The 26933-nt window shown below is 56.7% G+C and carries 28 protein-coding genes; 5 read left to right on the top strand and 23 right to left on the bottom strand.

What is annotated here, in order from left to right:
- Positions 1-167 precede the first annotated feature (167 nt).
- The 11 genes from OTG14_RS14490 to hpaG all read right to left on the bottom strand — a co-directional run bounded on the left by OTG14_RS14490 (position 168) and on the right by hpaG (position 11448).
- A complete protein-coding gene (locus OTG14_RS14490; RefSeq protein WP_267215286.1) occupies positions 168-1085 on the bottom strand; it encodes a helix-turn-helix transcriptional regulator in 918 nt (305 codons plus the stop codon).
- 178 nt (positions 1086-1263) lie between these two features.
- Complete coding sequence (locus OTG14_RS14485; RefSeq protein ID WP_024908295.1) at positions 1264-1776, bottom strand: 4-hydroxyphenylacetate 3-monooxygenase reductase subunit; 513 nt, start codon at positions 1774-1776, stop codon at positions 1264-1266.
- Between the two features lie 17 nt (positions 1777-1793).
- On the bottom strand, positions 1794-3356 hold the full coding sequence (gene hpaB, locus OTG14_RS14480) for a 4-hydroxyphenylacetate 3-monooxygenase, oxygenase component (RefSeq protein ID WP_267215285.1): 1563 nt from the start codon (positions 3354-3356) through the stop codon (positions 1794-1796).
- A 196-nt stretch (positions 3357-3552) separates the two neighbouring features.
- Positions 3553-4443 (bottom strand): 4-hydroxyphenylacetate catabolism regulatory protein HpaA, encoded by an 891-nt coding sequence (hpaA, locus tag OTG14_RS14475; protein ID WP_024908293.1) that lies wholly within the window; start codon positions 4441-4443, stop codon positions 3553-3555.
- Positions 4415-5767: a 4-hydroxyphenylacetate permease gene (gene hpaX / locus OTG14_RS14470; RefSeq protein ID WP_267215284.1), complete on the bottom strand. Its 1353-nt coding sequence runs from the start codon at positions 5765-5767 to the stop codon at positions 4415-4417. The genes hpaA and hpaX overlap by 29 nt, the downstream gene beginning before the upstream one ends.
- A gap of 21 nt (positions 5768-5788) precedes the next feature.
- Positions 5789-6586, bottom strand: a complete 798-nt coding sequence (gene hpaI, locus OTG14_RS14465; RefSeq protein ID WP_267215283.1) for a 4-hydroxy-2-oxoheptanedioate aldolase — start codon at positions 6584-6586, stop codon at positions 5789-5791.
- Positions 6587-6595: 9 nt separating this feature from the next.
- Positions 6596-7399: a 2-oxo-hept-4-ene-1,7-dioate hydratase gene (gene hpaH / locus OTG14_RS14460; protein ID WP_267215282.1), complete on the bottom strand. Its 804-nt coding sequence runs from the start codon at positions 7397-7399 to the stop codon at positions 6596-6598.
- Positions 7400-7463: 64 nt separating this feature from the next.
- Positions 7464-7844 carry a 5-carboxymethyl-2-hydroxymuconate Delta-isomerase gene (locus OTG14_RS14455; RefSeq protein ID WP_024908289.1) on the bottom strand — a complete coding sequence of 127 codons (381 nt, stop codon included), beginning with the start codon at positions 7842-7844 and terminating at the stop codon, positions 7464-7466.
- Positions 7845-7853: 9 nt separating this feature from the next.
- Positions 7854-8705 carry a 3,4-dihydroxyphenylacetate 2,3-dioxygenase gene (hpaD, locus tag OTG14_RS14450; RefSeq protein ID WP_267215281.1) on the bottom strand — a complete coding sequence of 284 codons (852 nt, stop codon included), beginning with the start codon at positions 8703-8705 and terminating at the stop codon, positions 7854-7856.
- 2 nt (positions 8706-8707) lie between these two features.
- The gene (gene hpaE / locus OTG14_RS14445) at positions 8708-10174 is read right to left on the bottom strand and encodes a 5-carboxymethyl-2-hydroxymuconate semialdehyde dehydrogenase (RefSeq protein WP_063614415.1); all 1467 of its coding nucleotides are present in this window, start codon (positions 10172-10174) and stop codon (positions 8708-8710) included.
- Positions 10171-11448, bottom strand: coding sequence for a 4-hydroxyphenylacetate degradation bifunctional isomerase/decarboxylase (gene hpaG, locus OTG14_RS14440; RefSeq protein ID WP_267215280.1), 1278 nt, complete (start codon positions 11446-11448; stop codon positions 10171-10173). Before hpaG ends, hpaE begins: the two co-directional genes overlap by 4 nt.
- A gap of 270 nt (positions 11449-11718) precedes the next feature.
- Here hpaG and hpaR point away from each other — a divergent pair, with 270 nt between their 5' ends.
- Positions 11719-12159: a homoprotocatechuate degradation operon regulator HpaR gene (gene hpaR / locus OTG14_RS14435; protein WP_023334396.1), complete on the top strand. Its 441-nt coding sequence runs from the start codon at positions 11719-11721 to the stop codon at positions 12157-12159.
- 83 nt (positions 12160-12242) lie between these two features.
- Positions 12243-13907: a methyl-accepting chemotaxis protein gene (gene tsr, locus OTG14_RS14430; RefSeq protein WP_048991744.1), complete on the top strand. Its 1665-nt coding sequence runs from the start codon at positions 12243-12245 to the stop codon at positions 13905-13907.
- Positions 13908-13999: 92 nt separating this feature from the next.
- Here tsr and OTG14_RS14425 read toward each other — a convergent pair whose 3' ends face one another.
- From OTG14_RS14425 to OTG14_RS14380, 10 genes are all read right to left on the bottom strand, one after another.
- Positions 14000-14515, bottom strand: a complete 516-nt coding sequence (locus tag OTG14_RS14425; RefSeq protein ID WP_090419156.1) for a GNAT family N-acetyltransferase — start codon at positions 14513-14515, stop codon at positions 14000-14002.
- Complete coding sequence (opgB, locus tag OTG14_RS14420) at positions 14515-16806, bottom strand: phosphatidylglycerol--membrane-oligosaccharide glycerophosphotransferase (RefSeq protein WP_267215279.1); 2292 nt, start codon at positions 16804-16806, stop codon at positions 14515-14517. The genes OTG14_RS14425 and opgB overlap by 1 nt, the downstream gene beginning before the upstream one ends.
- A 270-nt stretch (positions 16807-17076) precedes the next feature.
- Entirely contained in the window at positions 17077-17559 is a 483-nt protein-coding gene (locus OTG14_RS14415) for a YjjA family protein (protein ID WP_267215278.1), read from the bottom strand.
- Between the two features lie 83 nt (positions 17560-17642).
- Positions 17643-18380, bottom strand: coding sequence for a replicative helicase loader DnaC (gene dnaC / locus OTG14_RS14410; protein WP_013095461.1), 738 nt, complete (start codon positions 18378-18380; stop codon positions 17643-17645).
- Complete coding sequence (gene dnaT / locus OTG14_RS14405; protein ID WP_024908281.1) at positions 18377-18922, bottom strand: primosomal protein DnaT; 546 nt, start codon at positions 18920-18922, stop codon at positions 18377-18379. Before dnaT ends, dnaC begins: the two co-directional genes overlap by 4 nt.
- 135 nt (positions 18923-19057) lie before the next feature.
- Positions 19058-19486, bottom strand: a complete 429-nt coding sequence (locus OTG14_RS14400; protein WP_006174091.1) for an organic hydroperoxide resistance protein — start codon at positions 19484-19486, stop codon at positions 19058-19060.
- 83 nt (positions 19487-19569) lie between these two features.
- Positions 19570-20022, bottom strand: coding sequence for a MarR family winged helix-turn-helix transcriptional regulator (locus OTG14_RS14395; RefSeq protein WP_023293337.1), 453 nt, complete (start codon positions 20020-20022; stop codon positions 19570-19572).
- A gap of 41 nt (positions 20023-20063) precedes the next feature.
- The gene (locus OTG14_RS14390; RefSeq protein WP_024908280.1) at positions 20064-20705 is read right to left on the bottom strand and encodes a TetR/AcrR family transcriptional regulator; all 642 of its coding nucleotides are present in this window, start codon (positions 20703-20705) and stop codon (positions 20064-20066) included.
- 67 nt (positions 20706-20772) lie between these two features.
- Positions 20773-21246, bottom strand: a complete 474-nt coding sequence (locus OTG14_RS14385) for a threonine/serine exporter (RefSeq protein WP_024908279.1) — start codon at positions 21244-21246, stop codon at positions 20773-20775.
- Entirely contained in the window at positions 21237-22013 is a 777-nt protein-coding gene (locus OTG14_RS14380; RefSeq protein WP_024908278.1) for a threonine/serine exporter family protein, read from the bottom strand. The genes OTG14_RS14385 and OTG14_RS14380 overlap by 10 nt, the downstream gene beginning before the upstream one ends.
- A 411-nt stretch (positions 22014-22424) precedes the next feature.
- Between OTG14_RS14380 and OTG14_RS14375 the strand changes: the two genes are divergently transcribed.
- Both OTG14_RS14375 and bglJ read left to right on the top strand, forming a co-directional pair.
- Entirely contained in the window at positions 22425-23162 is a 738-nt protein-coding gene (locus OTG14_RS14375; RefSeq protein ID WP_024908277.1) for a helix-turn-helix transcriptional regulator, read from the top strand.
- Positions 23159-23794 (top strand): DNA-binding transcriptional activator BglJ, encoded by a 636-nt coding sequence (gene bglJ, locus OTG14_RS14370; protein ID WP_024908276.1) that lies wholly within the window; start codon positions 23159-23161, stop codon positions 23792-23794. Before OTG14_RS14375 ends, bglJ begins: the two co-directional genes overlap by 4 nt.
- 38 nt (positions 23795-23832) lie before the next feature.
- Here bglJ and OTG14_RS14365 read toward each other — a convergent pair whose 3' ends face one another.
- The gene (locus OTG14_RS14365; protein ID WP_008502085.1) at positions 23833-24291 is read right to left on the bottom strand and encodes a YbaK/EbsC family protein; all 459 of its coding nucleotides are present in this window, start codon (positions 24289-24291) and stop codon (positions 23833-23835) included.
- A gap of 328 nt (positions 24292-24619) precedes the next feature.
- On the opposite strand from OTG14_RS14365, the gene OTG14_RS14360 reads away from it, so the two are divergent.
- A complete protein-coding gene (locus OTG14_RS14360; protein ID WP_208763495.1) occupies positions 24620-25966 on the top strand; it encodes a PTS sugar transporter subunit IIC in 1347 nt (448 codons plus the stop codon).
- 83 nt (positions 25967-26049) lie between these two features.
- Here the strand turns inward: OTG14_RS14360 and fhuF are convergent, their stop codons facing one another.
- Positions 26050-26838: a siderophore-iron reductase FhuF gene (fhuF, locus tag OTG14_RS14355; RefSeq protein ID WP_267215277.1), complete on the bottom strand. Its 789-nt coding sequence runs from the start codon at positions 26836-26838 to the stop codon at positions 26050-26052.
- Positions 26839-26933: the final 95 nt, after the last annotated feature.

Genomic DNA, 26933 nt, shown 5'->3' with positions numbered 1-26933 from the left:
AGAAAAAAGGGTCAGGGTTCGTTGTGAGGAGGTATTGATTAATGCTGGAGCGATCGTGCCAGATCCTCGCGCGTGTAAAGGAAGGTAAATGAATGAGTGGTTGAAAGTGACAGGTGAGCGGTCAAAGGCGGCGACGAGCGGTTCCGGCTCGCCGCCAGGGGGCGAAATTATGTGATTGAGATCACTTGATTATTCGGGTTGCGCTCCACCGCCAGATAGTGCTCCAGCGTTCCGAGCAGTTTTTCCTTCAGCCAGTTCGGCTCCAGAATCTGAATATGAGGCAGCCAGTAGAACAGCAGTGGCAGGATCTGGTTCTCGTGGGCCGCCTGGCAGCGCAGCGTGACGCCGCCCTGTTGCTCCGCCAGCAGCTCTTGTTCTGGCAGAAGATCGCGACGCAGGAAGTAATGTGAAATATTATCTTTGATGAATATTTTCACCGCGAAAGTATTTTCAGAGACCCAGGGGTCGAGGCTTTTTTCCAGCAGCGCAAGGACATTTTCTTCCGGGGTGAAGGTCGTTTTCTGAATATCAAACCAGCTAATCTGACTCAATGAGAAGGATTTCAGGCGGCTATTTTCGGTGGCTTGTAAATACCATATATTTTTTTTGTTAATGAGTTTATAGGGATTAATCAGACGGGTTTTCCCCTTATAAACAATCTGACAAACATTATGGTTTTTAATCGATCTCTCGATTTTCGTTAAATGACGGCGAATATCACGTTGTACCGTGTGTTCGGCTTCATTCGCAAGAATAAGAATATGGTTTTCGTCAACGCGCGTTTCAAGATCCTGCCAGAATTCCGTATTTCTTTCAGGGAAAAAGCTATCAGCATTCAGGAAGTTAGCAAGAGTGTGATGTAAGCCTTGTCCGCCGGGCGATTGTGCCGAATGGATCAGTCGATATAGCCCGTTACCGGTATGTTCAACAATGGGAGAGAGGGCATTTAAATCCCGGTAGACGGTGCGCTCGGTAATTTTGAATTTCTCCATTAGCGCACTGCGGTTTACCACACCGTTTAAATGTAGCTCAACCAGAATATCGACCAGACGTTCAGCCGAGCGGCTCCGCGTCGTTTTAGCCATAAGGTCATCCTGTATATTTAGGTATGCGCTGAATGATGCGGGTGCACTGACACAAAATGTCAGTATTCAGGCATAGAAAATTTCTCTTATGGTTATATAACGGCGTGATTTAGCGGAAACCTTAGGAGTTTTTGTAGAAAGCGGCGCTGGCCGGAAAAAAAGGCCAGCGCGAGGGGGATTACAAGGCGGCTTCCGCCTCCAGCATAACCGGGTGGAAACGGCGCCTGAAGTAGATCAGGCCGTGTCCTGCGTCACTCAGGATGATGTTTTTAATTTCAACAAGGTAGACAAGATGCGTGCCGATGGTTTGCACCTGGCTAATCTCGCCTTCAAGGCTGGCCAGCGCGCCCTTGAGTACCGGCTGCGCCAGCGGGCCTTTTTGCCAGCAGGAGAGGGCAAAGCGCTCCTCCATCGTTATTCCGGTCATCCCGGCGAAATGGCGAGCCATGATCTCCTGCTCGTGGTTCAGCACGTTAACGCACAGCCTGCCGTTACCCTGAAATACCGGATTCATGGCGCTGTTGGCGTTGATACACACCATCACTGACGGCGGCGTGTCCGTGACCGAGCAGACGGCGGTAGCGGTGATGCCGCAGCGTCCGGCCTCACCCTCGGTGGTGATCACATTGACCGCCGCCGACAGGCTACTCATTGCGTCGCGAAAACGCAGGCGTTGTTCATCTGAATGCATTGCAACCTCCCGCTGCGCTATTTCAGCAGCTTGTCGAGCATGTTGATATCGCTGTTGTTGTGCAGGTGCGGTACGGTCCAGCCGTGCTGATCGTATTCGGACATGCAGCGGTCGACCATCGCCATCATCTTGTCCATGTTGCCGGAGCTCTGCGCCTGGCGCAGACACTGCAGGCGGATCTCATCCTGGCTACCGGAGTAGTTAATTTCGTACAGCTCGTGACGACCGCCAAACTCGCTGCCGATGGCGTCCCACATCAGCTTCAAAATCTTGATGCGTTCGACGTGATCCATGCCGTTGGAGCCGCGCACATATTTCGCCAGATACTGGTCGATCTGCGGGTTGTTCAGATCCCGGGCGCTGGACGGCAGGTAGATCAGCCCGGAGGTGACGTTACGCTCGATGATGTTCTTGATCTTGGCGTAGGCCATCGGCGCCATCACGCGGTAGGTCTGCAGCGCGGCGTGATCCGGCAGATACGCACCGTTGACCCACGGGATGGCTTCGGAACACATGGAGTCGCTCAGCGCCCAGAACATATTGCGCCAGGCCACCACTTCGCCGAGATCCGCCTGCACGCCGCGGAACTCCAGGGTACCGGTGCACTCCAGGGATTTCTTCAGCAGGGCGGTGATAAAGTCGAGCTTCACCGCCAGACGCACGCAGGCCTGCAGCGGGTACATGCGGGCGAAACCGCCTTCCATCGTCCAGCGACGGCAGCGGTCGAAATCGCGGTAGATCAGCACGTTTTCCCACGGGATCAGCACGTGATCCATCACCAGGATGGCGTCGTTCTCGTCGAAGCGGCTGGAGAGCGGGTAGTCGTACGGGGATCCGGTTGCGCCTGCCACCATCTCGTAGGAGGCACGGGAGATCAGCTTCACGCCCTCGGCATCCATCGGCGCGACGAACATCAGCGCGAAGTCCGGGTTTTCGCCCATCACCTGCGCGGAACCGAAGCCGATCATGTTGTAGTGGGTCAGCGCCGAGTTGGTTGCCACCACTTTCGCGCCGCTGACGATAATCCCGGCGTCGGTCTCCTTCTCCAGCTTGATGTAGACGTCTTTTACCTCGTCCGCCGGCTTGTGGCGGTCGATTGGCGGGTTAACGATGGCGTGGTTGAAGTACAGGCCGGTTTCCTGAATGCGGGTGTACCAGTTCCGGGCGTTCTGTTCGAACTGGCCGTAGAAGGCCGGGTTGGCGCCCAGCGCGCAGCCGAACGCGGCTTTGTAGTCCGGCGTGCGGCCCATCCAGCCGTAGCTCAGGCGCGACCACTCGGCGATGGCATCGCGCTGCTGGCGCAGGTCGTCGGCGCTTTTCGCCACGCGGAAGAACTTGTGGGTATAGCCGCCGCTTCCGGTGTCGGTGCCCCAGCAGAGCGTGTCCTGCATGTCCGGCTTGTGCAGCGCGTCGTACATCTGCGCGATGGAGGCCGCCGCATTGCGAAACGCCGGATGGGTGGTGACGTCTTTGACGCGCTCGCCGTAGATATAAATCTCACGACCGTCCTGCAGGCTTTTTAAATACTCTTCGCCGGTTAACGGGCGTTTGGCATCAGCGCGGAACTCTTCAGGCTTCATAGGGGACCTCGTATCGGAATAGGGTTGTTAAATTTATGTTTTGTTTTTGTTGTTTAATTGAAGCCTGAGAGGGACGTAACGTGAAGGGACGATTGGGACAACGGCGGGTACTTTTCGGGCGGGATTGGATTTTGTGATCTGTGCGGCTTTTCGGCGGGTGGCGCTGCGCTTACCCGCCCTACGAACCGTGATGCGTTCAGGAAACCGGTACTTTCTGCGCCCGATACGCGCTGGGCGAGCACCCCACTAAGCGGTTAAAAAAGCGGGCGAAATAGGCCGGATCTTTGAACCCCAGCTGCCAGGCAATCTCGCTGACGGTGCTGTCGGAGAAGAGCAGCAAGCGCCTGGCCTCCCGCAGCTGGCGGTCGAAGATCAGGCGTTTTGGCGGGCGGTTGGCGAAGCGGCGACAGATATCGGTCAGGCGGGATTCGGTCAGGTGCAGCTCGCTGGCGTATTCCGGCACCGTCCAGTGCTGGTGGTAGTGGGTGTCGATCAGCTGGGTAAAGCGCTGGAACAGCTTCAGCTCGCCGCGCATGCCGCCTGAGGCGTGGTCGTCGAGCTTCGCGTTGCGCAGCAGCAGGGTAAACACCGCCTGCGCCAGCAGGACCAGGGTATGCTCGCGCCCGGGCAGCTGCTCCGTGGATTCCCGGGCAATCAGCTGCCAGTAGTGCTTCAGCGCCGCCAGCTCGTCCGGCCTGTCGGAAAGCGAAAGACAGATCCCCGGCAGGCCGAACGCCTCCCGCGTGCCGGGGTAAAGCACCTCCAGCAGCGGCCAGATCAGATCCTCACGCACCGTCAGCACGTGCCCGTCGCTGTCGGATTCGGTGATAAACGCGTGCGGCACCGACGGCGGCGTGAGGACGAACAGCGGGGCCTGCACCGAGTAGCGGTGATCGTCGAGCTGGAGCTCAATCTGCCCGGTATCGAGAAAGTGCATCTGAAAGTACTGGTCGTGACGATGCGCCTGCATGTCGCGGCCAAAAAAGGCCGCCATGCGGGCGAACGACTGGTAGTGCACATCGTCGGTGCCCAGACTTTCGTCGTACTCCTTGCTGATATCAATGTTGGCGATAGGGCTCTGGCACATGAGCGTTCCTCTGTTGATCCCGCTGCGTCATCGGAATGCGCGTCAGCACCAGCGCGCCGACCACCAGCAGCCCGGCCACGAACCACAGCCCCGAGCTGAAGCTGCCGGTCGCGTCGCGCAGGATCCCAATCAGCAATGGGCTGACGGCGGATCCGACGTTGCCGATGGCGTTGATCACCGCCAGCGCCACCGCGCGGGACTGCAGGCTAATAACCCGATCCGGCGTGGTCCAGAATATCGCCATGGCGGTAAACGATCCGGTTGAGGCCATGATGATGCCAAGTAGCTGGATCAGGCTGTGATCCGTCGCGGAGGCCAGCATCCATCCCGCCGCCGCGAACAGATACGGCAGGATGGTGTGCTTTTTTCGCTCTTTCAGCCTGTCGGAGCGGCGGCTCCACCAGATCATCCCGAGGATGGTGCAGAACTGCGGGATCGCCGCCAGCAGGCCGATGACGATGTTGCTGCTTCCCGTGTTGAAGCTTTGCAGGATCTGCGGCGTCCAGATGTTGATCGCGCTCAGCGTGTTGGTCAGGCAGAAGTAGGCCAGCGTGTAGAGCAGCACCGCCGGGGTCAGCACTTCGCGCAGGGTAGAGCGTGCCGAGGCAGGCTGCGTTACGGCCACCTCCTGCTCGCGGGCGATCATCGTTTTCAGCGCCTGTTTTTCGTCGTCATCCAGCCAGGTGGCCTGGTCCGGCGTGTCGTTGAGGTAAAACCAGGTCACCACGCCGAGCACCACCGACGGCAGCCCCTCCAGCAGGAACAGCCACTGCCAGCCCTTGAGGTTCCACAGTCCGTCCATCGCCAGAATGTACCCGGAGAGGATCGAACCGAGCATCATGGTCACCGGCATGGCAATCATAAACAGCGCGTTGGCGCGGGCGCGGTGATACGCCGGGAACCACCAGGTGAGATAGACCAGGATCCCCGGCAGGAAGCCGGCTTCGGCAATGCCCACCAGCATGCGCAGGACGTAGAGGGTTTCGGGGCTGGTGGCGAACATGGTGCAGGTGGAGGCAACACCCCACACCACCATGATCCCGGCGATCCAGCGTCGCGCGCCGATCTTCGCCAGCATGATGTTGCTCGGGATGCCGCACAGCACGTAGGTGACGTAAAACAGCGTCGCGGCCAGGCCAAACATGGTTGACGTGAGGCCCAGATCTTTACCCATCGTCAGCCCGGCGAAGCCGATGTTGATGCGATCGAGGAACGAGAAGACAAACAGGATAAAGAGAAAGACGATCAGACGCCGGAACAGCTTGTGAATTACGCGGTGTTCAACAGCTTTATTATCATGAGTTTGCAGGGTAGAGGTCGTCATGGTGCGCTCCAGATCTTACGTTTAGTAGACGGATTTATTGTTATTAACTGACGTAACCGGTTGTTCGATAAAACGTGCCGCCAGCGCTTCCGCGCCGCGGGCGAGCAGGGTGGTGTCGACGCCGACGGCGACAAACCGCGCGCCGAGTTCGAGGTAGCGTTTAGCCAGCTGCTCGTTCGCCATCAGGATGCCGGGGGCCTTACCGGCAGCGCGTATCTGCGCGATCGCCTGCTCGATGGCGGCCTGCACTTCAGGGTGCTGCGGATTGCCGGCAAAGCCCATGTCGGCGCTCAGATCCGCCGGGCCGATAAACACGCCGTCGACGCCTTCCACGTCCAGGATCTGCGGCAGGTTTTTCAGCGCCTCGCGGGTTTCGATCTGTACCAGCACGCACATGGCGTCGTTGGCCTGCTGGAGGTAGTCCGGAATGCGGTTCCAGCGCGACGCCCGCGCCAGGGCGCTGCCGACGCCGCGAATGCCCGCAGGCGGGTAGCGGGTGGCACGTACCGCCAGCCGCGCTTCGTCGACGTTTTGCACCATCGGCACCAGCAGGGTTTGCGCACCCACGTCCAGCAGCTGTTTGATTTGTACCGGGTCGTTCCACGACGGGCGGACCACCGGCTGGCTCGGATAAGGGGCGATAGCCTGCAGCTGGGTTAAGACGGTCTGCACGCTGTTCGGCGCGTGTTCGCCGTCGATCAGCAGCCAGTCGAAGCCTGCTCCGGCCAGCAGCTCGGCGCTGTAGCTGCTGGTCAGCCCCAGCCATAACCCAATTTGCGGACGGCCTGCTTTCAGCGCCGCTTTAAATGCGTTTTGCATCGTGCTCTCCTAGACAAAGCGGCAGCTGATGGAGCCCATGTTGCCGTAATCGACGTGGAAGGTGTCGCCCCTGCTGGCGGGCACCGGGCGGGTAAACGAGCCGCCGAGAATGATCTGACCAGGCTCAAGCTGCACGTCGTACGGCGCAAGCTTGTTGGCCAGCCACGCCACGCCGTTGGCCGGGTGGTTCAGGACGCCTGCGGCCACGCCGGTCTCTTCGATCACGCTGTTGCGGTAGAGCAGGGCGGAGATCCAGCGCAGATCCAGCTCGTCGGGCTTAATCGGACGGCCGCCGAGGATCACGCCCGCGTTGGCGGCGTTATCGGAGATGGTGTCGAAGACCTTGCGCGGACGCTGGGTCTCCGGGTCGACGTTGTGGCAGCGGGCGTCGATCAGCTCCAGCGCGGGGATGACGTAATCCGTGGCGTTATAGACGTCGAAGATCGTGCAGTTCGGGCCGCGCAGCGGTTTTGCCAGCACGAAGGCCAGCTCCACTTCAATGCGCGGGACGATGAAGCGATCGACGGGAATGTCGCTGCCGTCATGGAAGAACATGTCGTCCAGCAGCGCGCCGTAGTCCGGCTCGCTGATCTGCGAGCTGGCCTGCATCGCTTTAGAGGTGAGGCCGATCTTGTGGCCCTTCAGCACGCGGCCTTCGGCGATCTTCAGGCTCACCCATTCGCGCTGGACGGCGTAGGCGTCTTCAATCGTAATCTCCGGATAGTCCAGCGAGATCGCGCGGATCTGCTCCCGGGACTGTTCCGCCTGATGCAGACGATGGGCGATCAGGGTATGGGTGTGTTTATCGAGCATGGCGATATCCTGTTTTATGTTTTTTCTCCCTCTCCCTGTGGGAGAGGGGACAGACCGTGCGGTATTACTTAAACAACGCGTGCACGTTGTTCTGTTTGTAATTGAGCGTCGGGTGCAGTTCGTCGAGCTCAAACGACAGCGCCAGGTAGCGGCTCGCCATCAGTTCCGCAAAGTGCGCTTTGATCAGCCCAAAAAGCATCTCCCCCACGGCTTCCCGGCTCTCCAGGCTGCGCCCCGCGCCAATCTTCAGCGTCATATGGACAAAGGCGTAATCATGCTTGCCGTCGGCCATCTGCCAGGTGTCCAGCCAGTGGGCGCGGCTGCGGATACCGCCGAGCGGGAAGATGCCCGTGGCGGCGAGCGCCTCGTTCACTTTGGCGAACAGCCCCGGCAGGTCGGCCTGCTGGCGGATGTTGTCGGTACATTCAGCAATAAAGTGCGGCATGGTGGCTCCTTACGCGGGCAGGGGGAAAACGGCGTTGACCTGGCCGGTGCCGGAGCTGGCGAACAGTTCGGTGAGAAACTCCACCTTGCCGTCGTATTTGTCCCAGCCGAGCATGCCCAGCAGCATCACCGTGTCGTGCATGTTGCCCTCGCCGTAGCAGTAGTCGGCGTACTCCGGCAGCATGCTGCAAAACTCCTTAAACTGACCCTCGCGCCACAGCTTCACCACGCGCTCGTCCATCTGGCGGTCGAATTCGCGGGTATAGCTGTTCATCCCTTCTTCCGCGCGCTGGTCGTCGATAAAGCGGTGCGACAGCGAGCCGCTGGCGAGCACCGCCACGGTGCCGTCGTATTTTTCGATGGCGCTGACGATGGCTTCGCCCAGCCTGCGGCTGTCGGCGAAGTCGTGAACCGTGCAGAACGCCGAGATGGAGATCACTTTGAAGTGCTTATCCGGGTTCATGTAGCGCATCGGCACCAGCGTGCCGTACTCCAGCTTGAGGCTCGGGATGTTGTGCGCTTTGGCACGCACGCCGAGCTTCACCGCCTCGTCGGCAATCAGTTGGCCGAGTGCCGGGTTGCCGTCGTAGTCGTAGGTCATATCGCGGATAAAGTGCGGCAGCTCGTTGCTGGTGTAGACGCCTGAAAAATGGTCCGCGCAGTTGATGTGGTAGGCGCTATTCACCAGCCAGTGGGTATCGAACACGATGATGGTGTCCACGCCCAGTTCGCGGCAGCGCTTGCTGATCTCTTTATGCCCGTCGATGGCCGACTGGCGGCAGCCGTGGTTTTTGCCCGGCAGCTCGGAAAGGTACATCGACGGCACGTGGGTGATTTTTGCCGCTAACGCTAATTTACCCATTTTCAGATCCCCCACTTTGGAATCGGATGGTCGCCCATGGAGATGCAGACGTTCTTCATCTCCGCGAACACCTCGAAGCTGTACTCGCCCCCCTCGCGGCCGGTGCCAGAGGCCTTCACGCCGCCAAACGGCTGGCGCAGGTCGCGCACGTTCTGGGTGTTGACGAACACCATGCCCGCTTCGATATTGCGCGCCAGGCGCAGCACCTTGCTGACGTCCTGGGTCCAGATGTACGACGCCAGGCCGTACTCCACGTCGTTGGCCAGGCGCAGCCCTTCCGCTTCGTCCTTGAACGGCAGCAGGCAGGCCACCGGCCCGAAGATCTCCTCCTGCGCCACGCGCATGCGGTTATCAACGTCCGCCAGCACGGTCGGGCGCAGGAAGTTGCCGCCTTTCAGGTGTGCAGGCAGGTCGGTCGGTTTGTCCGGGCCGCCCGCCAGTAGGGTTGCGCCTTCCTCAATGCCGAGGCGGATATAGCCGGAGACCTTCTCCCAGTGCTGTTGGCTGATGAGCGCGCCAATCTGGGTGGTCGGATCGGTCGGGTCGCCCACGCGCAGGCGGTTGGCTCGCTCGGCAAAGCGCTTCACGAATTCCGGGTAGATGCTCTGCTGGATAAAGATGCGCGAGCCCGCGGTGCAGCGCTCACCGTTGATGGAGAAGATGGTGAACAGGGCGGCGTCCAGCGCGCGCTCGATATCCGCGTCTTCAAAAATCAGTACCGGGGATTTGCCGCCCAGCTCCATGGAGTATTTCTTCAGCCCGGCATTTTTCATGATGTTGCGCCCGGTGGCGGTGCCGCCGGTGAAGGAGACCGCGCGCACGTCGTGATGGCGCACCAGCGCGTCGCCTGCCGTCGCGCCGTAGCCCTGCACCACGTTCAGCACGCCCGCCGGAATCCCCGCTTCGAGGGCCAGCTCGCCCAGACGGTCGGCGGTCAGCGGGGAGAGTTCGGACATCTTCAGCACGGCGGTATTACCTAAGGCCAGACAGGGCGCGACCTTCCAGGTGGCGGTCATAAACGGCACGTTCCACGGCGACACCAGCGCGCAGACGCCCACCGGCTGCACCAGGGTGTAGTTGAGCATCTTGTCGTCGACCGGGTAGGTTTTGCCGTTCATCTGCTGGCACACTTCGGCGAAGAACTCGAAGTTGTGCGAGGCGCGCGGGATCAGCACGTTTTTGGTCTGGTGGATCGGCAGGCCGGTGTCGGCGGTTTCCATGGCGGCGATCTCGGGCACGTTCTGGTCGATTAGGTCACCCAGACGACGCATCAGGCGCGCGCGCTCCTTCATCGGCAGGTTGGCCCACTTCGGGAACGCCTCTTTGGCGGCGGCAACGGCCTGATGGATTTCGGCTTCGCCGCCGGAGGCCACTTCTGCCAGGACCTCGCCGGAGGCCGGGTTAGTAGTGTGGAAGTAGTCGCTGCCCGCGACGTTTTTACCGTTGATCCAATGGTTTATCTTTTTCATTTTGCCATATCCTCACTCACAATTCGGTTCACCAGGCGTCCCACGCCTTCCACTTCCACCACCACCTCATCGCCCGGCACCACGTCGGAGAGCCCCTTCGGCGTGCCGGTGGCAATCATGTCGCCCGGCTGCAGGGTCATAAAGTCGCTCAGGTACGCAATCAGGTACGGGATGTTGAAGATCAGATCCGCCGTGGTGCCTTCCTGACGCAGCTCGCCGTTAACGAAGGTGCGCAGGGCGAGGTTGTGCGGGTCGGGAATGGCTGCTTTTGGCACGATGTTTGGGGAAATGGGGGTCAGCCCGTCGCGGCTTTTCACCCGCAGGTTCGGGCGGTAGTAGTTTTCCAGGTAGTCGCGGATGGCGTAGTCGTTGCAGACCGTGTAGCCCGCAACATAGTCCATCGCATCGGCTTCACTGACCTTACGCGCGGTTTTACCGATGACCACCACCAGCTCCGCTTCGTAATGCATGTATTCGATATTGTTCGGACGCACCGACGTCTGGTTGTCACCGTTGAAGGTGTTTGGCGCTTTGATAAAGACCAGCGGCTCGGTGGGCGGCTTGAAGTCCAACTCGCTGGCGTGGTCGGCATAGTTCAGACCGAGGGCAAACAGCGTGGCGTGCGGCGGCCTGCTGTGCGCAATAGTGACGTTGCGCTCATCCACCACCGGGTTTTCCAGCGGCGGAAAGCCTTCCGCCAGAATACGCACGCGATCGCCCGGGCGGATCTCAACGCGGCTGTGAGGGGTACCGAGCAGGATAGCATCGCCGGGATTGAGGGTGGCGAACTCGCTCAGGGCGCTCAGCAGTTCGGCAGCGTTACGCTGAAGATCGGCGGTGTTCCAGTGGTCCGCTTCGCGGCCGTTGATCTCGGTGATGATGGTCAGGTTATCTACGTTATCAACGGCGACAAGTTCGCCGAGCGGACAGAATCCGTCACGACATTTGGCCTTGATGGCCGGGCGATAGAAGCTCTCTTCCGGCAGGCTCACCTCGTTGGCCAGCGCATACCCCGCGATGTGCTCCGCAGCGTCCTCCACGCGCACCTTGCTGGCGGTTTTGCCCACGACCAGCGCCACCGTGGCGCCGCTGAGCACCGTTTCCCCATGCGGGAACGGAATGGGCTCGCCCGCGCGAATCACGGTGTTATGCGGTTTGATAAACCACACCGCCGTTTTCGGCGGCGTGTTGTAGGGGGCTTTTTCAAACGCCTCACGCCAGGCTTCACGCTGGCTTTGATGGTTGAGGGCGACGGCAAAAACGGTACCTTTCATTCACATACTCCTCAGGCCGGATGTCCTGTTTGGATTTCATTAATATGTTAATGATCTGGTTTTATGCTTTTGCTGTTCATTTCGCAATCAGAAGTGAAAAATTTGTGATATGAATAACAATAAATTTACATATTATTTTTTATGTATATTAAAATCAGTGTGTTAATAAAATTGATGGGTTTCTGTTAGACTTTTTGATGGAAAACGTGTTGTTTATAAAAACATCTTTTAGTGATTGTTTACTTGTTAATGATGTGAAGGGAAGAGGCTATGCATGATTCATTAACCATCGCGCTGCTGCAGGCGCGGGAAGCGGCGATGTCCTACTTCCGCCCGATCGTGAAGCGCCATAATCTGACCGAGCAGCAGTGGCGCATTGTGCGCGTGCTGGCTGAACATCCGTCGATGGATTTTCACGATCTGGCGTTTCGCACCTGCATTTTGCGCCCGAGCCTGACCGGTATTCTGACGCGCATGGAGCGTGACGGCCTGGTGCTGCGCCTAAAGCCGGTGAACGACCAGCGCAAGCTGTACGTGTCGCTGACCAAAGAGGGGAATGCGCTGTATGAACACGCTCAGGCGCAGGTCGAAGAGGCGTATCAGCAGATTGAGGCGGAATATACGCCGGAGAAGATGAAACAGCTGACGGCGCTGCTGGAAGAGTTTATTGAACTCGGAAACCGGCATAACGCAGCGCGGGAAGAAGAGTAAAAACCCCAAATTCCAGGATGATTTTCGTAAAGTTTTCCCTTTCCAGGCCGAAAATTCTGTATCTGCCTGAGGAAAGAGAAAACATGTTAAACCGTATCAAGATTGTCACCAGCTTAATGCTGGTTTTAGCGATATTTGGCCTTTTACAACTCACATCCGGTGGTCTTTTCTTTAATGCTCTGAAGAATGACAAAGAGAATTTCACCGTCCTGCAAACCATTCGCCAGCAACAGTCCACGCTGAACGCCAGCTGGGTAGCGTTGCTGCAAACCCGTAATACCCTGAACCGCGCGGGTATCCGCTACATGATGGATCAGAGCAATATCGGCAGCGGCGCGACCGTTAACGATTTGATGCAAATCGCGTCTACGTCTCTGAAACAGGCGGAAAAAAACTGGGCTGCCTACGAAGCCCTGCCGCGCGATCCGCGTCAAAACGACGCGGAAGCGATGGAGATCAAGCGTAACTATGATATTTACCACGGCGCGCTGGCGGAGCTGATCCAGCTGCTGGGCGCGGGCAAAATCAACGCCTTCTTCGACCAGCCGACCCAGAGCTATCAGGACGGTTTTGAGAAGCAGTACGTGAGCTACCTGCAGCAGAACGACAAGCTGTACCAGATGGCGGTCGAAGACAGCAACAGCTCCTTCAGCCAGGCTATCTGGGTGCTGATTAGCGTCCTGATTGCCGTGCTGGTGGTGATCGTGGCCGTCTGGCTCAACATCAAGCAGACGCTGATCTCCCCGCTGAATCGTCTGATCGACAACATTCGCCATATCGCCAGCGGCGACCTGGTGAAGCGTATTGAGGTTCAGGGCACCAACGAAATGGGTGAACTGGCCGACTCGCTGCGCCATATGCAGGGTGAGCTGGTGCGTACCGTTGGCGACGTGCGTAACGGCGCGAACGCGATCTACAGCGGCGCGAGTGAAATCGCGATGGGCAATAACGACCTCTCCTCCCGTACTGAACAGCAGGCCGCTTCCCTGGAAGAGACCGCTGCCAGCATGGAGCAGCTGACGGCGACCGTTAAGCAGAACGCCGAGAACGCCCGTCAGGCGAGCCATCTTGCCCTGAGCGCCTCCGAAACCGCGCAGAAAGGCGGCAAAGTGGTGGATAACGTGGTGCAGACCATGCGCGATATCGCGGGCAGCTCGCAGAAAATTGCCGACATTATCAGCGTGATCGACGGCATTGCTTTCCAGACCAACATCCTGGCACTGAACGCGGCGGTAGAAGCGGCGCGTGCGGGCGAGCAGGGCCGTGGCTTTGCGGTGGTGGCCGGTGAAGTGCGTAACCTGGCCCAGCGCAGTGCCCAGGCGGCTCGTGAAATCAAGAGCCTGATTGAAGACTCCGTGGGTCGCGTGGAAGTGGGTTCAACGCTGGTAGAAAGCGCCGGTGAAACCATGGGTGAGATCGTGAACGCGGTGACCCGCGTAACGGACATCATGGGTGAAATCGCCTCTGCGTCTGACGAGCAGAGCCGCGGTATCGACCAGGTGGGTCTGGCGGTAGCTGAGATGGATCGCGTGACCCAGCAGAACGCCTCGCTGGTTGAAGAGTCTGCCGCGGCTGCGGCCGCACTGGAAGAGCAGGCGAGCCGCCTGACTCAGGCCGTGGCGGTGTTCCGCATTCAGCAGGAGCAGATGAAAGCGCGCGAATTCGCTGCGGCTAAAGCGGTTTCCACGCCGGTGATGGCGCGTAAAACCGCGACGGTCGATTCAGGCGATAACTGGGAAACGTTCTAACTCTGTGCGTTGTGCCGGGTGACGGCTGCGCCTTACCCGGCCTACGGTTCAGGGTTTTGTAGGCCCGGTAAGCGCAGTGCCACCGGGCGATATTACAGAGGCAGGCGCATGGCGCAGCGCGTTTCATACGCGAAACCGTGCGCTGTCTCTTCTTCCCTTTTCTGACGCAGTTCAGGCGTCAGCGTCGTCATTTTTTTAAACCCTAGCTTTGCATAGAACGGCGCGTTCCACGGTACGTCCCGGAACGTCGTCAACGTCAGCGACGTCAGCCCCAGCGTGCGGGCATGGTCAGCCGCACAGGCGATAAGCTGCCGGCCAATCCCTTTTCCCTGCCAGTTCAGATCGACCGAAAGCTCCACGATAAACAGCGACGAAGAGTGCGCTTCGGTGAGGATAAACCCCACGGGGCGGTCGTTCACCCGCGCCAGCCAGCTTAGCCCACGTTCGACATACTCAAGGTGCTTCTCAGCAGAAATGACTTCACCGTCGGCAAGCCAGGCGAGCTCCGGGTCTTCACGAAAGCGCTCGCCCGCCGCGCGTTCAATGGCGGGCAGGGCGGCAACGTCGCCGGGACGTGTGGGTCGAAGGGTGATGTTAAGGTCGACCATTAGCCTGCTCGACTCACAATTTTAATTTCGACCATGCCAATTCCGAGCTCGCGCGGTGAATGGCCAAGAATATTCCCTTCATTGGTGGACTGCGGATCCGGCGGGACGATCACCAGGGTATTGCTGCGCGAAGGATTCTCAAAATGCAGCGTATGCGTGCTCACGTCGTTCCCGAGCGTCAGCGTCTGCTCCCGATCGCCCACGCGCACCGGTACGGGCTTGTTAGCGTTAGGGCCATACGCTCTGGCGGTGATCACCAGGTCGAACTGTTCCGGCAGCGGATGGGTGTACTCAATTTTCACCTCATTGCCCAGCTGCGCGTTTGACCAGCGTCCCCAGGACTCCGGCCGCGAGATGCCGCTAAACTGCTTCACTTCTTCCGGCGCGCCGGCCACGTTAAAGATAAAGCTGTCCGCTTTGTAGCGAATATCGTTGTCGCTGATTTTCAGCATGTCGATGTTGTGCTGATAGCGCGCCGTATCAATTACCGTATCTTTAAACGCGGTTTTGCCTTTCCACTGGGCTTTATCCACGTGCTGTACGGTTTGCTCCCCGCCAAGCTGACCCTGAGAGACGCACCAGTCGGTAGAGAGCGCCAGCGGCTGCGACCAGAGCTGGCCCATCTTGTAACATCTGTCGACCCAGACGAAATTATCGCGTGGCGCAAAATCGGCCAGCTGATAGCGCAGCGGCGCGGAATATTCGCTTTCCGGCAGGGGCTCAACGCGTCCCTCCGACACGCGCACCAGCAGCGGCAGACGGAAGTTGCTGCCCGAGAAGGCAATGGTGTTTTTATCCCGATCGACGGTGAAGTCCTTCATCTCTTTCGGGAAGTTCCACAGGCGGATGATGTCGGGCTTCCAGGCGAGGATTTTTTCCTTCATGTTGAGGAACACTTCCGACAGGGATTGCCCCGACAGCGTGCTGCGGCCCAGGCCAATAAAGTTGTCGCCGCCCAGGATGTCCAGCACGGTGGCGCCGTTATCCATGGAGTTGCGTTTGGTGGCAATCTCCTCCTGTTGCGGCTGGTCGCCGCGCAGGACGAAGAACAGATTGCTGCGATCCTGCTTGTTGAGCTGATCCCAGGCACTGTTTTTCATCGCCAGATGGTCAGACGAAACGACGATGACGGTGTTTTTAAACCAGGGCGAGGCTTTGATTTTCTCGACCAGCGCGGCAATGTGCTCCTGACTGCAGGTGACGGCGCTGAAAGACTTGTTGTTTTTGCCATCAACGTTATAGCTTTTGCGTTTACAGCTGCGCGAGACGAACCCGTCAGGATGGTGAGTGTCCACCGTCAGCGCAAAGAGAGAGAAACGCTTGCCCGCGCGGGACAGCTCCTCGAATTTCTTCCAGGTTTCGTCGAGTACCGTATCGTCATAAAAGCCCCAGTCGTTGCGGTAGTTTGGGTCGGCAACCGTCGTTTTTAACTCTTCTGAGCCATACAGGTGATCAAAACCGTGGGATTTCAGGAACACATCTTTTCCGGCGAAGCGCAGGTTTGCCCCCTGCACAAAATAGTTTTCGTAACCGGAGTTTTTCAGGATATCGCCGAGGCAAATATTCTGCGGGAAGAAGGTCGACATCGAGGCAGAGGCGTTACCTTCAAAAGGCGCGAACAGCGGGATACCGCACTGGGAGGCAACCATCCCGGCAATCGTGTAATCCGTACCGGGCAACTGCATGGTGTGGCTGAAATCGAGACCTTCATTTTTCAGCGCACCCAGATCTGGCGTCAGGTCCGGGAAGGCATCGTTATCAAAGTACGTGCGCTCCAGACTTTCACCGTAGATATAGACCAGATTGAGCGTCGGGTTGGCGATCGTTTTCGACGGCTCTTTGTAGTAAGCCGTGAAATCCGGATCGCCGTCGCGCGACTGGGATTTCACCAGTTCGGTGATCTGATGGAACGCCGGGCTGGCGTCGACGGAGGCCAGCGCCAGGAATAACGCCAGCAGGCTGTAGCCATGATGGTGTGGATGATGGCGACGTCGACGCAGCACCCAGGCCAGCGCGCCAAAAATGGTGACCAGCGCGACGACAAGGCCGAGCCCCGGAAGAATGTACTTGCTGACACCCGCGCCCGTCAGGCTGTTTGTCAGCGTGTAGAGCACTGCATCGTTAATGCCGTCACCGGTAAAGTAATCGCTGGCGTATAAGGTAATGTTTAAAATAATAAAAATGCCGAGGACAACCAGCGTGGCGATAAACCACCAGGTGTGACGGCCGGCTTTGCAGGCGTAAACGCCGACAGAAGCCAGAAAAAGGATAAGAGACATGAATTCAGACAACAGCATATCCTCGTGACGCCAGATGCTTCGCTGGCTAACTGTTTATTTTTTGGGTCATACAATGTAATTGCGATGTCGTTAAGCTGCAATTTTAGTGTCACGAAAGTGTGCTGTTGTTAGGATTTGGTTTAGAAAATCGTTTTTATGAAGGTGTGCACATCCTGACAAACGGACGATGAGACGGTGGCAGGTGGGAAAAACGCTCATTTAGCGCCGCGCTGCAAGACTATCGCATTAAACGCGGCGTGTTGTGGCAGAAAATGGGGTGGATCAGGAGATGAAATTAACGCCTTGTTTCAGCACCAGATCGCAGGCTTTGGTTTTCACCTGTTTGGCCAGAGAGGAGTTGCCGAGGGTGCTCAGGTTAAGCTGCTGGCCGTTCTGCGCGTTAAGCAGGCCCTGAATGCCGTCCATATAGTTGGTGTCCGCTTTCTGCTCCTGGGTATCCAGACCCAGTTTACCCAGCACCTGGTTTTTCACGTTTTGCGCGTCGGTCACGGAGGCCAGCTTTTGCTTCGCACAATATTCCAGAATCCCCGCCGCGTTGTTCATCGTGCCCGCGCTCAGGCTCTGACCGCTGTTGCCCAGCAGGCTGGTGAGGGAAGAGGCGGAGAGTCCGCCCTGCGTGCTGCTGCTCTCTTTGGTCAGCTCGTTTGCTGCGCTTGACAGGGACTCCTGCCAGGACGCCGCCTGCGCTGCACCGGTTACCAGCAGCGCGCCTAAAAAGGTGCTGACAATAATCTGTTTTTTCATCATGGCTCTCTCAAAAAGGTCCGTTTTGGGCCGAAGGGGTTCCAGTATATACCTGCGACCTCTCGGCGATTCCTGGAACTGTCTTAATACTCTTTGCCGGTGACGCGGCTGCGGTAACTTTCCCAGTCGAAGATGACATACAGGCTGTTACCCAGCTTCATGCGGTCCATGACGCGTTCCCCCAGCAGGCGGGTCATCTCGTCAATATTGTGGTTCGTCAGCATGCCGGTGGGGCGCTTGGACGAGGAGCGGCGATCGACAATCTGGTTGATGATCACTTTTTCATAGCGCGATTCCGTCTGAACGCCAATCTCGTCGATGACCAGCAGGTCGACATTACTCAGATCGTTAAGCAGCTGTTCTTCGCTGGTTTCGCGGTTGCTGAAGGTGTCTTTCATCGCAGACATGATATCGGCCACGGTGATGATAAGAACCGATTTACCGCGCAGAAGCAGCTCGTTGCAGATGGCGGCAGCAAGGTGGTTTTTTCCGGTGCCCGGCTTGCCGCTAAAGATGAAGCTGGCGATATTGCCGTCGAATTCATCCACGTACTGCCGTGCGGCGGCCAGCGCGTTCATCTGCCCGTTGGTCTCGATTTTATAGTTATCGAACGAGCAGTTCTGGTGCAGGGGACGGATACCGGAACGGTTAAAGGTGCGCTGCATTTTCATCGCCCGGTTTTCGCGGGCGAGCGCGGCGGCGCGGATCTCACCTTGCTCTTTTTGCCATGCCAGCAGCTCTTCACCGGTGGTGAAAGCGGGCTTCACGTTGGCAGGCATCATTTTTTGCAGACGTTTCATCAGGTCGCCGACGTTCTTCATTTCGCACCTCGGAATCCGCTGGGGATCTGTTTATCCGGTTCTGAAAACGCATTGATATCACGTTTTGGCTGGCCGTTGTTGCCGGCGCGGGTAATCTGGAGATGACGCGCGAGCTTTTGCTGCCACTGAATGTGGGTGAACACTTTCCCTTCTGCCTGCCACCAGGCGGTAAACGCGGCGAGCTCTTCCGCGGTGGCGGGTTGGGTTAACGCAATGCCCCACAGCGCGGCCTGCCGCTGGAAATCCGCATCCGGTTGCCAGCCCGCATAGAGGGCAAATTTGCCCATCGGAACGGTCACGGGAACGTTAACCGGTTCATCAAAGAACTGGCTATCCAGCGTGACATCGCTCGCCGGGCGTGACACTTGTGCTTCGATCTCCAGAAGCTGTGCCAGACGTTCCGGTGTGATTGCGTAAAACGCCGGCGCGTTGTCGGCAAAAACCGCAACCGTGCCGCCTTCGGCGTGAGTCAACACACCGCGTGGGTCGCGCATAAAGGCATCAATGCCAGCAATGCTGGTGGTCAGAAGTCTGGAGGACATAACGCTTACTCTACTGATTACTACGGGCGTGATATGGACTTATGGTAGCACAGAGAGGGGAAAGGAAAGGAGGGGTAAAGTGAGGGCTGATGCCTCACCCTGACCCTCTCCCACAGGGAGAGGGAACAGAAGGGATTACGCGATGATGTTCAGCGTCACGTCAATGTTGCCGCGGGTCGCGTTAGAGTACGGGCAAACAATGTGCGCCGCATCGACCAGCTTTTTGGCTTCCGCAGGATCCATACCTTCAACGTGGATGTTCAGTTTTGCTTCAATACCAAAACCGGTTGGCAGTGGGCCAATGCCGACTTCGCCTTCAATAAAGGCCTCTTTTGGCAGGGTGAATTTGTCGCGCGCTGCCACAAACTTCATCGCGCCCAGGAAGCAGGCAGAGTAGCCGGCAGCAAACAGCTGCTCAGGGTTCGTCACGTCTCCCCCCATGCCGCCCATCTCTTTTGGCACGCCCAGTTTTACGTCCAGTACGCCATCGGAAGAGGTGGCTCGGCCGTCACGGCCTCCGGTGGCTTTGGCTTTGGCGGTATAAACGACTTTTTCTAAAGACATGGCAGGTTCCTCATCTTGTTTAATGTGCGCTATTAAATAGCGTGCGATATATATGAGTAAATAATCACGCGTAAAGTATAGCTTTACGCGCGGTGTAGCTGTTGCCGCAAAAGTTCGAGCTGCTGTTTGAGCGCCAGCAGGGTGTCGGTATCACACTGCGCTGCGCAACCCACCGCATGGGGGATACCCAATGCCTGCTGCTGGAGCTCACGTCCCGCTTCACTCAGGGTGACGGCGACCTGGCGTTCATCTTTGCGTGAACGGTGGCGGTTGATGAGCCCGGCGCTTTCCAGCCGCTTCAACAGCGGCGTCAGGGTTGCAGAGTCCAGAAACAGCCGTTCACCGATGTCCGACACCGTCATATCATCCTGCTCCCACAGCACCAGCATCACCAGATATTGCGGGTAGGTCAGGTTCAGCGGTGCCAGCAGCTGCCGGTACAGCTTGTTAAGCGCCAGGTTTGCCGAATAGAGGGCAAAGCAGAGCTGGTTATCCAGCTTGAGCGCAGCGGTTGCGTCGTTCGTTTTCGCGTTCATGAAATGAATATAGATAGTGCACGATTTGATTGCAAGCAATTTTATGGGCAAGTATAGCGGAGCGCCACCTGAACGGCCATTTTGCGGTAGTGCTGACGCTGAGCCTGCTCGTCTGCGCCTTCTTCAAACAACAGCGTAAAGGTGTAGCTGTTGGCAACGTAGTGAAAGCTGAAGCTGCTTATCAGACGATGAAGATCGCGGGCGTCTACCGTCTCACTGAAGAGCTGTTTTTCTTTGCCCCGGCGCAGGATCTCCTCCAGCAGGTCGAGCGCGCTTCGGTTGACCTGGCGGAGATAGCTCGACTGCTGCATAAAGCGGCCGCGCTGCATGTTTTCCATGCAGATAATCCGGATGTAGTCAGGGTGGTCGGCATGGTAGTCAAAGGTGGCTTCAACCAGATTGACCAGCGCTTCGACCGGGGGCATTCCCGTCAGGCTTAGCGCTTTTTCACCGGCGCGAATCTGGGTGTAAACATGTTCCAGAACCAGGAGATAGAGGTTCTCTTTATTCTTGAAATGGTAAACCACCATGCGTTTGGTGGTGCCCGCTTTCTCTGCGATCTGCTCCATCCGTGCACCGTTCAATCCATACTCGGCAAAAAGCGCGATGGCGCTCTGAAAGATTTTCTCTTTCAGGCTGGATTCTTCACTGTGCTCGGGGTGTTCGCTGCCAGGGTTAGCCACATCCTTTCCTTATTTTCACCAAACGGACCAGAAGAATTATCTCCACGGCAGCGAAATAATACAAATATCAAACGCGTGGGCGTTTGCGGTACAGCCACAGTCCGGGGATCGACAGCCCGATGGAGAGCGCGCCGACGATGGATGACGCCTTAAGAAAGTTGCTCAGGAGGAGGATCATCTGAGGCTCGGTGTAGCCAAAATGGCTGATTTTCACTGCGGAAATCATCGCTGTATACGCAGATATGCCTGGGAACATCGGGATCACCGCGGCAACGGTGAACACTTTGGGATGCGCCAGATACCAGCGCGACCACTGGATGCCGATACTGCCGACCAGCATGGAAGCGATGAATGTTGACCATTCGATGTTAAAACCCGCGGTCATCATCACCATTCGCGAGCCATGGCCAATCGCACCCAGCAGCGCGCACCACGGCAGCGCGCGTTGCGGTACGTTAAATACCATCGCAAAGCCGACGGCAGGAATGGCGGCCAGAAGCATGTCCTGTGCCAGCGCCAGCAGAAAATCTATCACGCCCATCCGCGTAACCCCCAGAGAGTCATGGCCATGACCACGCCGATGCAGGTCGCCAGCGTCAGCAGGCTGGCGATAGCCCAGCGTGCCAGACCGGTATTGATGTGCCCTTTAAACATGTCGGCGACGGCGTTGATCAGCGGAAAGCCCGGGACCAGCAGAAGCACGCTGGCGGCCATGGCAACGGTTGGGGTGTTGGCAAACTGCGGCAGGCGCAGAAGCAGGCCGGAAACCGTGGTGGCGACAAACGCGGTAATGCAGAAGTTAATTTGCGGGTGCAGCTGCCGGTGCGTGAGCAGCTGGCGAACATACATGGCGATACTGCTGGCAAAAAAGGTGACGAGCGCGCCGTCCCAGCCGCCTTTATTGAGCTTACAAAAGCAGGCGCAAGAGAGCCCTACCATTAACACAACGAGCCAGCGCGGATAACGTAATGGCTTGATCTGGTTGAACCGTTTTTCAATTTCATGGAGATCGAGAAGCTTGTGTTCAGCAAGGATGACGATGTGCTGCACTTCGGTCACGACGTGCATGTTAATACCGCGGTCATGGTTTTTGCGTGTGGAGGTCAGGCACTGACCGTCTTTGATCGTGGTCAGCACAATGGCGTTAGATGAGATTGCGCTTTCAACGCTATCCATACCCAGCGCCACTCCCAGCCGGGTGGAGAGCTCCTCAACCAGCGCGCTTTCCGCGCCGTGCTGGAGCAGAAAAAGACCGCACTTTATACATAGCCGCGTGATAGCACGCTGCGTTGACCGATCTGCCTGCATGTATTGTCCTGAAAAAGATGGATAGGTTGCCGGTTAGCCCGTAGTGAGTACTTTTAGCACAAAGTGCAGTCCCTCTTGCTGTGGGCCAGATCAAGGTTTGTGCAAACAGTTTCAGCCCGTATCACGAAAGGGGCGTTGGATTAATTTATCAATGCGGTGAATTATAAATATAAAAATATAGAATATTTGTATTTAGTTATTCTAATTTTATATTGTCGTTATTTTAATGGCTCCGCAATTAAATTTATTTGCGCTTTATGAGATATTACCGTTGTTTTAGGCATTTCTTATACTAAGAACATATCTCATCTTCTGCTTGTATTAATCAGTTTTACACTCAGGGACGAAAATACTCATACATTGGTACGTTTTAACGTTACTCATCAAATGAAGAATGGACACGGAGGGTCTATGTTGTCATTGCATGGTAAGTATGGCGTTGTCATTAGCCGGATGCCCGTGATGCAAAACGGGTTAGGGGGCGTGATGGCACGCCATTTCCCGGATTTTGAATTGACCTATTGTCGCTCATTGCAGGAGTTAACACTGCTCCAGCTACGCCGCGCAGATGTCATTATTGCCGATATTTCAGGTGAATACAGAAATCCTCGGGGAACCCTCGAAGAGTATTACGGTTTATTGAACCAATACCGGGACATTCACTGGATCTTTTTAGTCTCGCGGCCGCTTTACCCTATTGCGGTTGAGTTGCTTATGCGCCCGGAAAGCACGTTGCTGTCTGATATGGAGCCCATTGAAGGCGTGGTTAACGCGATTCGGGCAGGTAGCGAGCGGGCAGAGCGGATAAGCCAGACGTTATTAACCCCGGAGCCTCAAAGTACGGAGGATGAAGACGAACACGTTATCGCACTCACGCACTCCGAACGCAAGGTACTGCGTCTGTTAGGTAAAGGATGGGGGATTAACCAAATCGCCACATTGCTGAAGAAGAGCAATAAAACCATCAGTGCGCAGAAAAACAGTGCGATGCGGCGGCTATCTTTACGTAGTAATGCCGATATGTACGCCTGGATCAACAGTACGCAGGGAATGAGAGAGCTGAATTTGATGTCAGCCTATGGAGAGTTTGAGGAATGGAAAAAACCGATTCAACACGACATATCGCCATCGTCGAAAATTGCACGATGAGTGCTGTTGGGCTACAGCATTTATTTGCGATGCCCGGCCTGAATCACTATCAGCTGCATCTGTTTAGCGAATTTGACAGCTTCAAGAAAGCACTTCAGCACGTCAATTTTTTCTCGCTGATCTATTCACTTTCCGATGCACGAGAGGAGCGCCGTAACTGTCTGGCGCACCTGCGGGAGCTCGCGTTTACGCATGGTCATATCCAGCGCATTATCCTGGTCGCTGATGAGACGGAAGCACGGTTAGTTAGCCATCTTTCACCGTCACGCCTTCACGGTGTGGTCAGTAAATCGCTGTCGCTTGAGCACCTGCAGCAGGAACTTATGGTGTTGTTGAGTGAAACGCTGCGCATCAATGACAATATGATGAATCACTGGTACCGGAGTCAAAACAGAATGTTAAGCCCAACGGAACGGGCAATATTGCGTTATATGTCTTGCGGCTATTCTATTCCTCAAATCGCGGCGCAGCTTGAACGCAATATTAAGACCATTCGGGCGCATAAGTTTAATGCGATGGTGAAGCTGGGGGTGAGCTCTGACGTCGGGTTGCTCGATGCGGCGGATATTATTACTCACCTTCCGGCAAGAGAACCGCGAAGTTCGGCACTCAGCAAGCCGACCTTTTTATAGCCAGCCCGCTGCGCGCCAGACAGGCTCTGGCGCATCAATCAGATGCAAACGTCAACCCACTTTGCGGAAGTCAGCTCTGCCATTCTGTCAGGTGAAATACGCACGGCACTATGAATTGCGCCTGCGGCGGGCAGGACTTCGGCGTACTGCTTTAATGAAATATCGCAGTAAACCGCGAGCGGATTTTCCAGCCCGAACGGGCACACGCCGCCAACGGGATGACCGGTGATGGTCACCACTTCATCACTGCTGAGCATGCGCGCTTTCGCACCAAACGTGTCTTTCAGCTTTTTGTTATCCAGGCGCGCATCGCCTTTCGCCACCACCAGAATCACCTCATTTTTCACCTTGAGTGACAAGGTCTTGGCGATTTGTCCCGGTTCAACACGATGGGCGGCAGCAGCCAACGCAACGGTAGCGGTACTCTGGCTAAGTTCAATTACGTCTATATCCGGCGCGTTGTCGGCAAAAAACTGCTGTACAGACTGCAAACTCATTGTTTCCTCCTGACAAATATCCTGCGTAATCTGTCATAAGAATTTATGCTCTGTAAATATCTCTTAAGTAACAAATATCCCGAACGGCTGATTTCTGGATCCTCTTCACATTCACAGAAACCGGTTACAGTAACCGGTTGCAGGGCGTGATGCGTCGATTAATACTGAGTACGTAACGTCCCCTGTATCCAATAATAAGAGCCAAATATGAAACCATTTCGTCTGAGCAGTACCACTGGTACACAAGCCAGCAAGGTTGTGAAGCTGATTTATGGAACAACGTGCGGCGCGAAAGTGCCCGTAACAAACGTCTGACAGGAGATCTGCCATGTCTGCCAACCATGCTGCGTTTAACCTGATATTCCGTTTCGTTGAAAATTACGTGAGCCCGATTGCCGGGCGGATCTCTTCCCAGCGTCATGTCATGGCTATTCGTGATGGGTTCATCTCCGCGATGCCATTTATGATTGTGGGTTCATTTTTGTTAGTGTTCGCTTACCCACCTTTTTCGCCTGATACCACGTGGGGTTTCGCCCGCGCCTGGCTGGATATGGCGAAGCAGTTTGAAGGCCAAATCCTGACGCCGTTTGATATGACGATGGGCATTATGTCCATTTATATCTGTGCGGCCATTGCCTATAACCTTGGCAAACACTATGTCAAATCGCACCAGTTAGACCCGTTCATGTGCGCCATGCTGTCGCTGATGGCGTTTCTGCTGGTCGCGGCACCGAAAACCAAAGGCACGCTTCCTGTCGACAGCCTGGGGGGAACGGGGATTTTTACCGCGATTCTGGTGGCGATCTACTGCGTTGAGATGATGCGTTTCCTCAAGGCGCATAACATCGGTATTCGCCTGCCAGACCAGGTTCCTCCGATGATCAAAAACTCTTTTGATCTGCTGATCCCGGTGCTGGTGGTGGTGTTAACGCTCTATCCTCTGAGCCTGGTCATTCAGTCTCAGTTTGGCATGCTGATCCCGCAGGCCATTATGTCGGTCTTTAAACCGCTGGTTTCCGCGGCGGATTCACTGCCTGCGATCCTGCTGGCGGTGTTGATTGGTCATCTGCTGTGGTTTGCCGGGATCCACGGCGCCGCCATCGTCTCCGGGATGTTGCAGATGTTCTGGCTGACTAACCTGGGCGCTAACCAGACCGCGCTGGCCGCCAGCCAGCCTCTGCCGCATATTTTTATGGAGGCGTTCTGGACGTTCTTTATCGTGATTGGCGGATCGGGCGCGACGATGGGGCTGGTGATTTGCTATCTGCGTAGCCGTTCAGCGCATTTACGCTCTATCGGGCGTTTGAGCGTGGTGCCCAGCTTCTTTAACATCAACGAACCTGTCATTTTCGGTACACCAATCGTGATGAACCCGGTGTTCTTTATTCCGTTCCTGCTGGCACCGATGGTTAACGCCGTGCTGGCGTGGGCGGCGATGACGTTTGATTTGATTGGGCGCGTCATCTCGGTCGTTCCCTGGACGGCACCGGCGCCGATAGGCGCAGCGTGGGCTCTGGGCTGGGACTTCCGCGCGGCTATTCTGGTTGTGATTCTGGCCTGCGTATCGGCGATCATCTACTTCCCGTTCTTCAAAGTGTATGAGAAGCAGCTGCTGGAGCAGGAAGCGGAAGAAGCGCAGCGTAATGCTGAAGAGGACAATCAGCAGGTGGCTTAGGTAAAAGCAAAACGGCAACGCAGGTTGCCGTTTTTTGTTTTTGTAGGCCCGGTAAGCGACGCGCCACCGGGCAATTCACTGCTCTACTTCAGCGTGCAATCCCCGCACTGCTTAACGTCCGGCAGGCGATAGCGCTGGCAGCAGGTGCGACGAACCAGAAGTCCATCACGGAGCACGACGGTTCGGAACAACGGGTTGTCACGGCCATCGGAAAGCTGTTTTGCAAAGAAGCAGGACTGACGCAGGGCGTCAACGTTCTCATCACCGAGAAGCGGCTTCATTTCCGTTAAATACCAGTGGATTAAATAGCCCGTATTGCTCCAGATAAGCTTCCCGTTAATCTCTCCCGTCGCTTCCAGCGCTTCCACCACCGGGATCAGGGCCTGAGTGATAAGCTGTTCCATACGCTCCTGAGCCGTCAGGCGTTCCGCATTCTGGTCTTCGTGAAGATCAATCCAGAAGCAGGCTGCACGCCCGGTTTCGTGAAACTCGACGTGGAAATTATCCGGCGAGAGTTCCAGCATGCTCTTCTGTGTTAAGAGCGCCAGCATGAGGGGAGGCACCATCAGCCCGATATACCACTGTGCCCAGAGTGAGAGCAGGGGTTTATTTTCCCGCGTAAGGGTGGGCTGATTGCGATAGATATGGTCGGAATAGGTGGCCAGCAGCGATTGCAGTTTTGCCGGTTGGCGCCACTCTGAGAGCGTCATGGCGTGGTTCGGGGGGGCTTCATCAAGCCGGATAAAGTCCAGCAGGTGGGCGCGCGTTTCCGCAATCTTATCCCGTATGGCATCCGCAAGCGAAGCATTCCCGCTGGTGAGGGGCGCTCGCCAGAGGAGGGGTTCGACGATGTGTGCGGTATGCGTGGCCATAGTATAGATAGAAATCTAAATGATAATGATTGCCAATCCTAACTATTGCTCATACCAATGGCAAGACTTTTGTCCTGGTGGCATCGCCGTGATGT

The sequence above is a fragment of the Enterobacter pseudoroggenkampii genome, from assembly GCF_026420145.1.
Lineage (GTDB): Bacteria > Pseudomonadota > Gammaproteobacteria > Enterobacterales > Enterobacteriaceae > Enterobacter > Enterobacter pseudoroggenkampii.
This window is presented reverse-complemented; position numbering and strand designations above follow the sequence as displayed.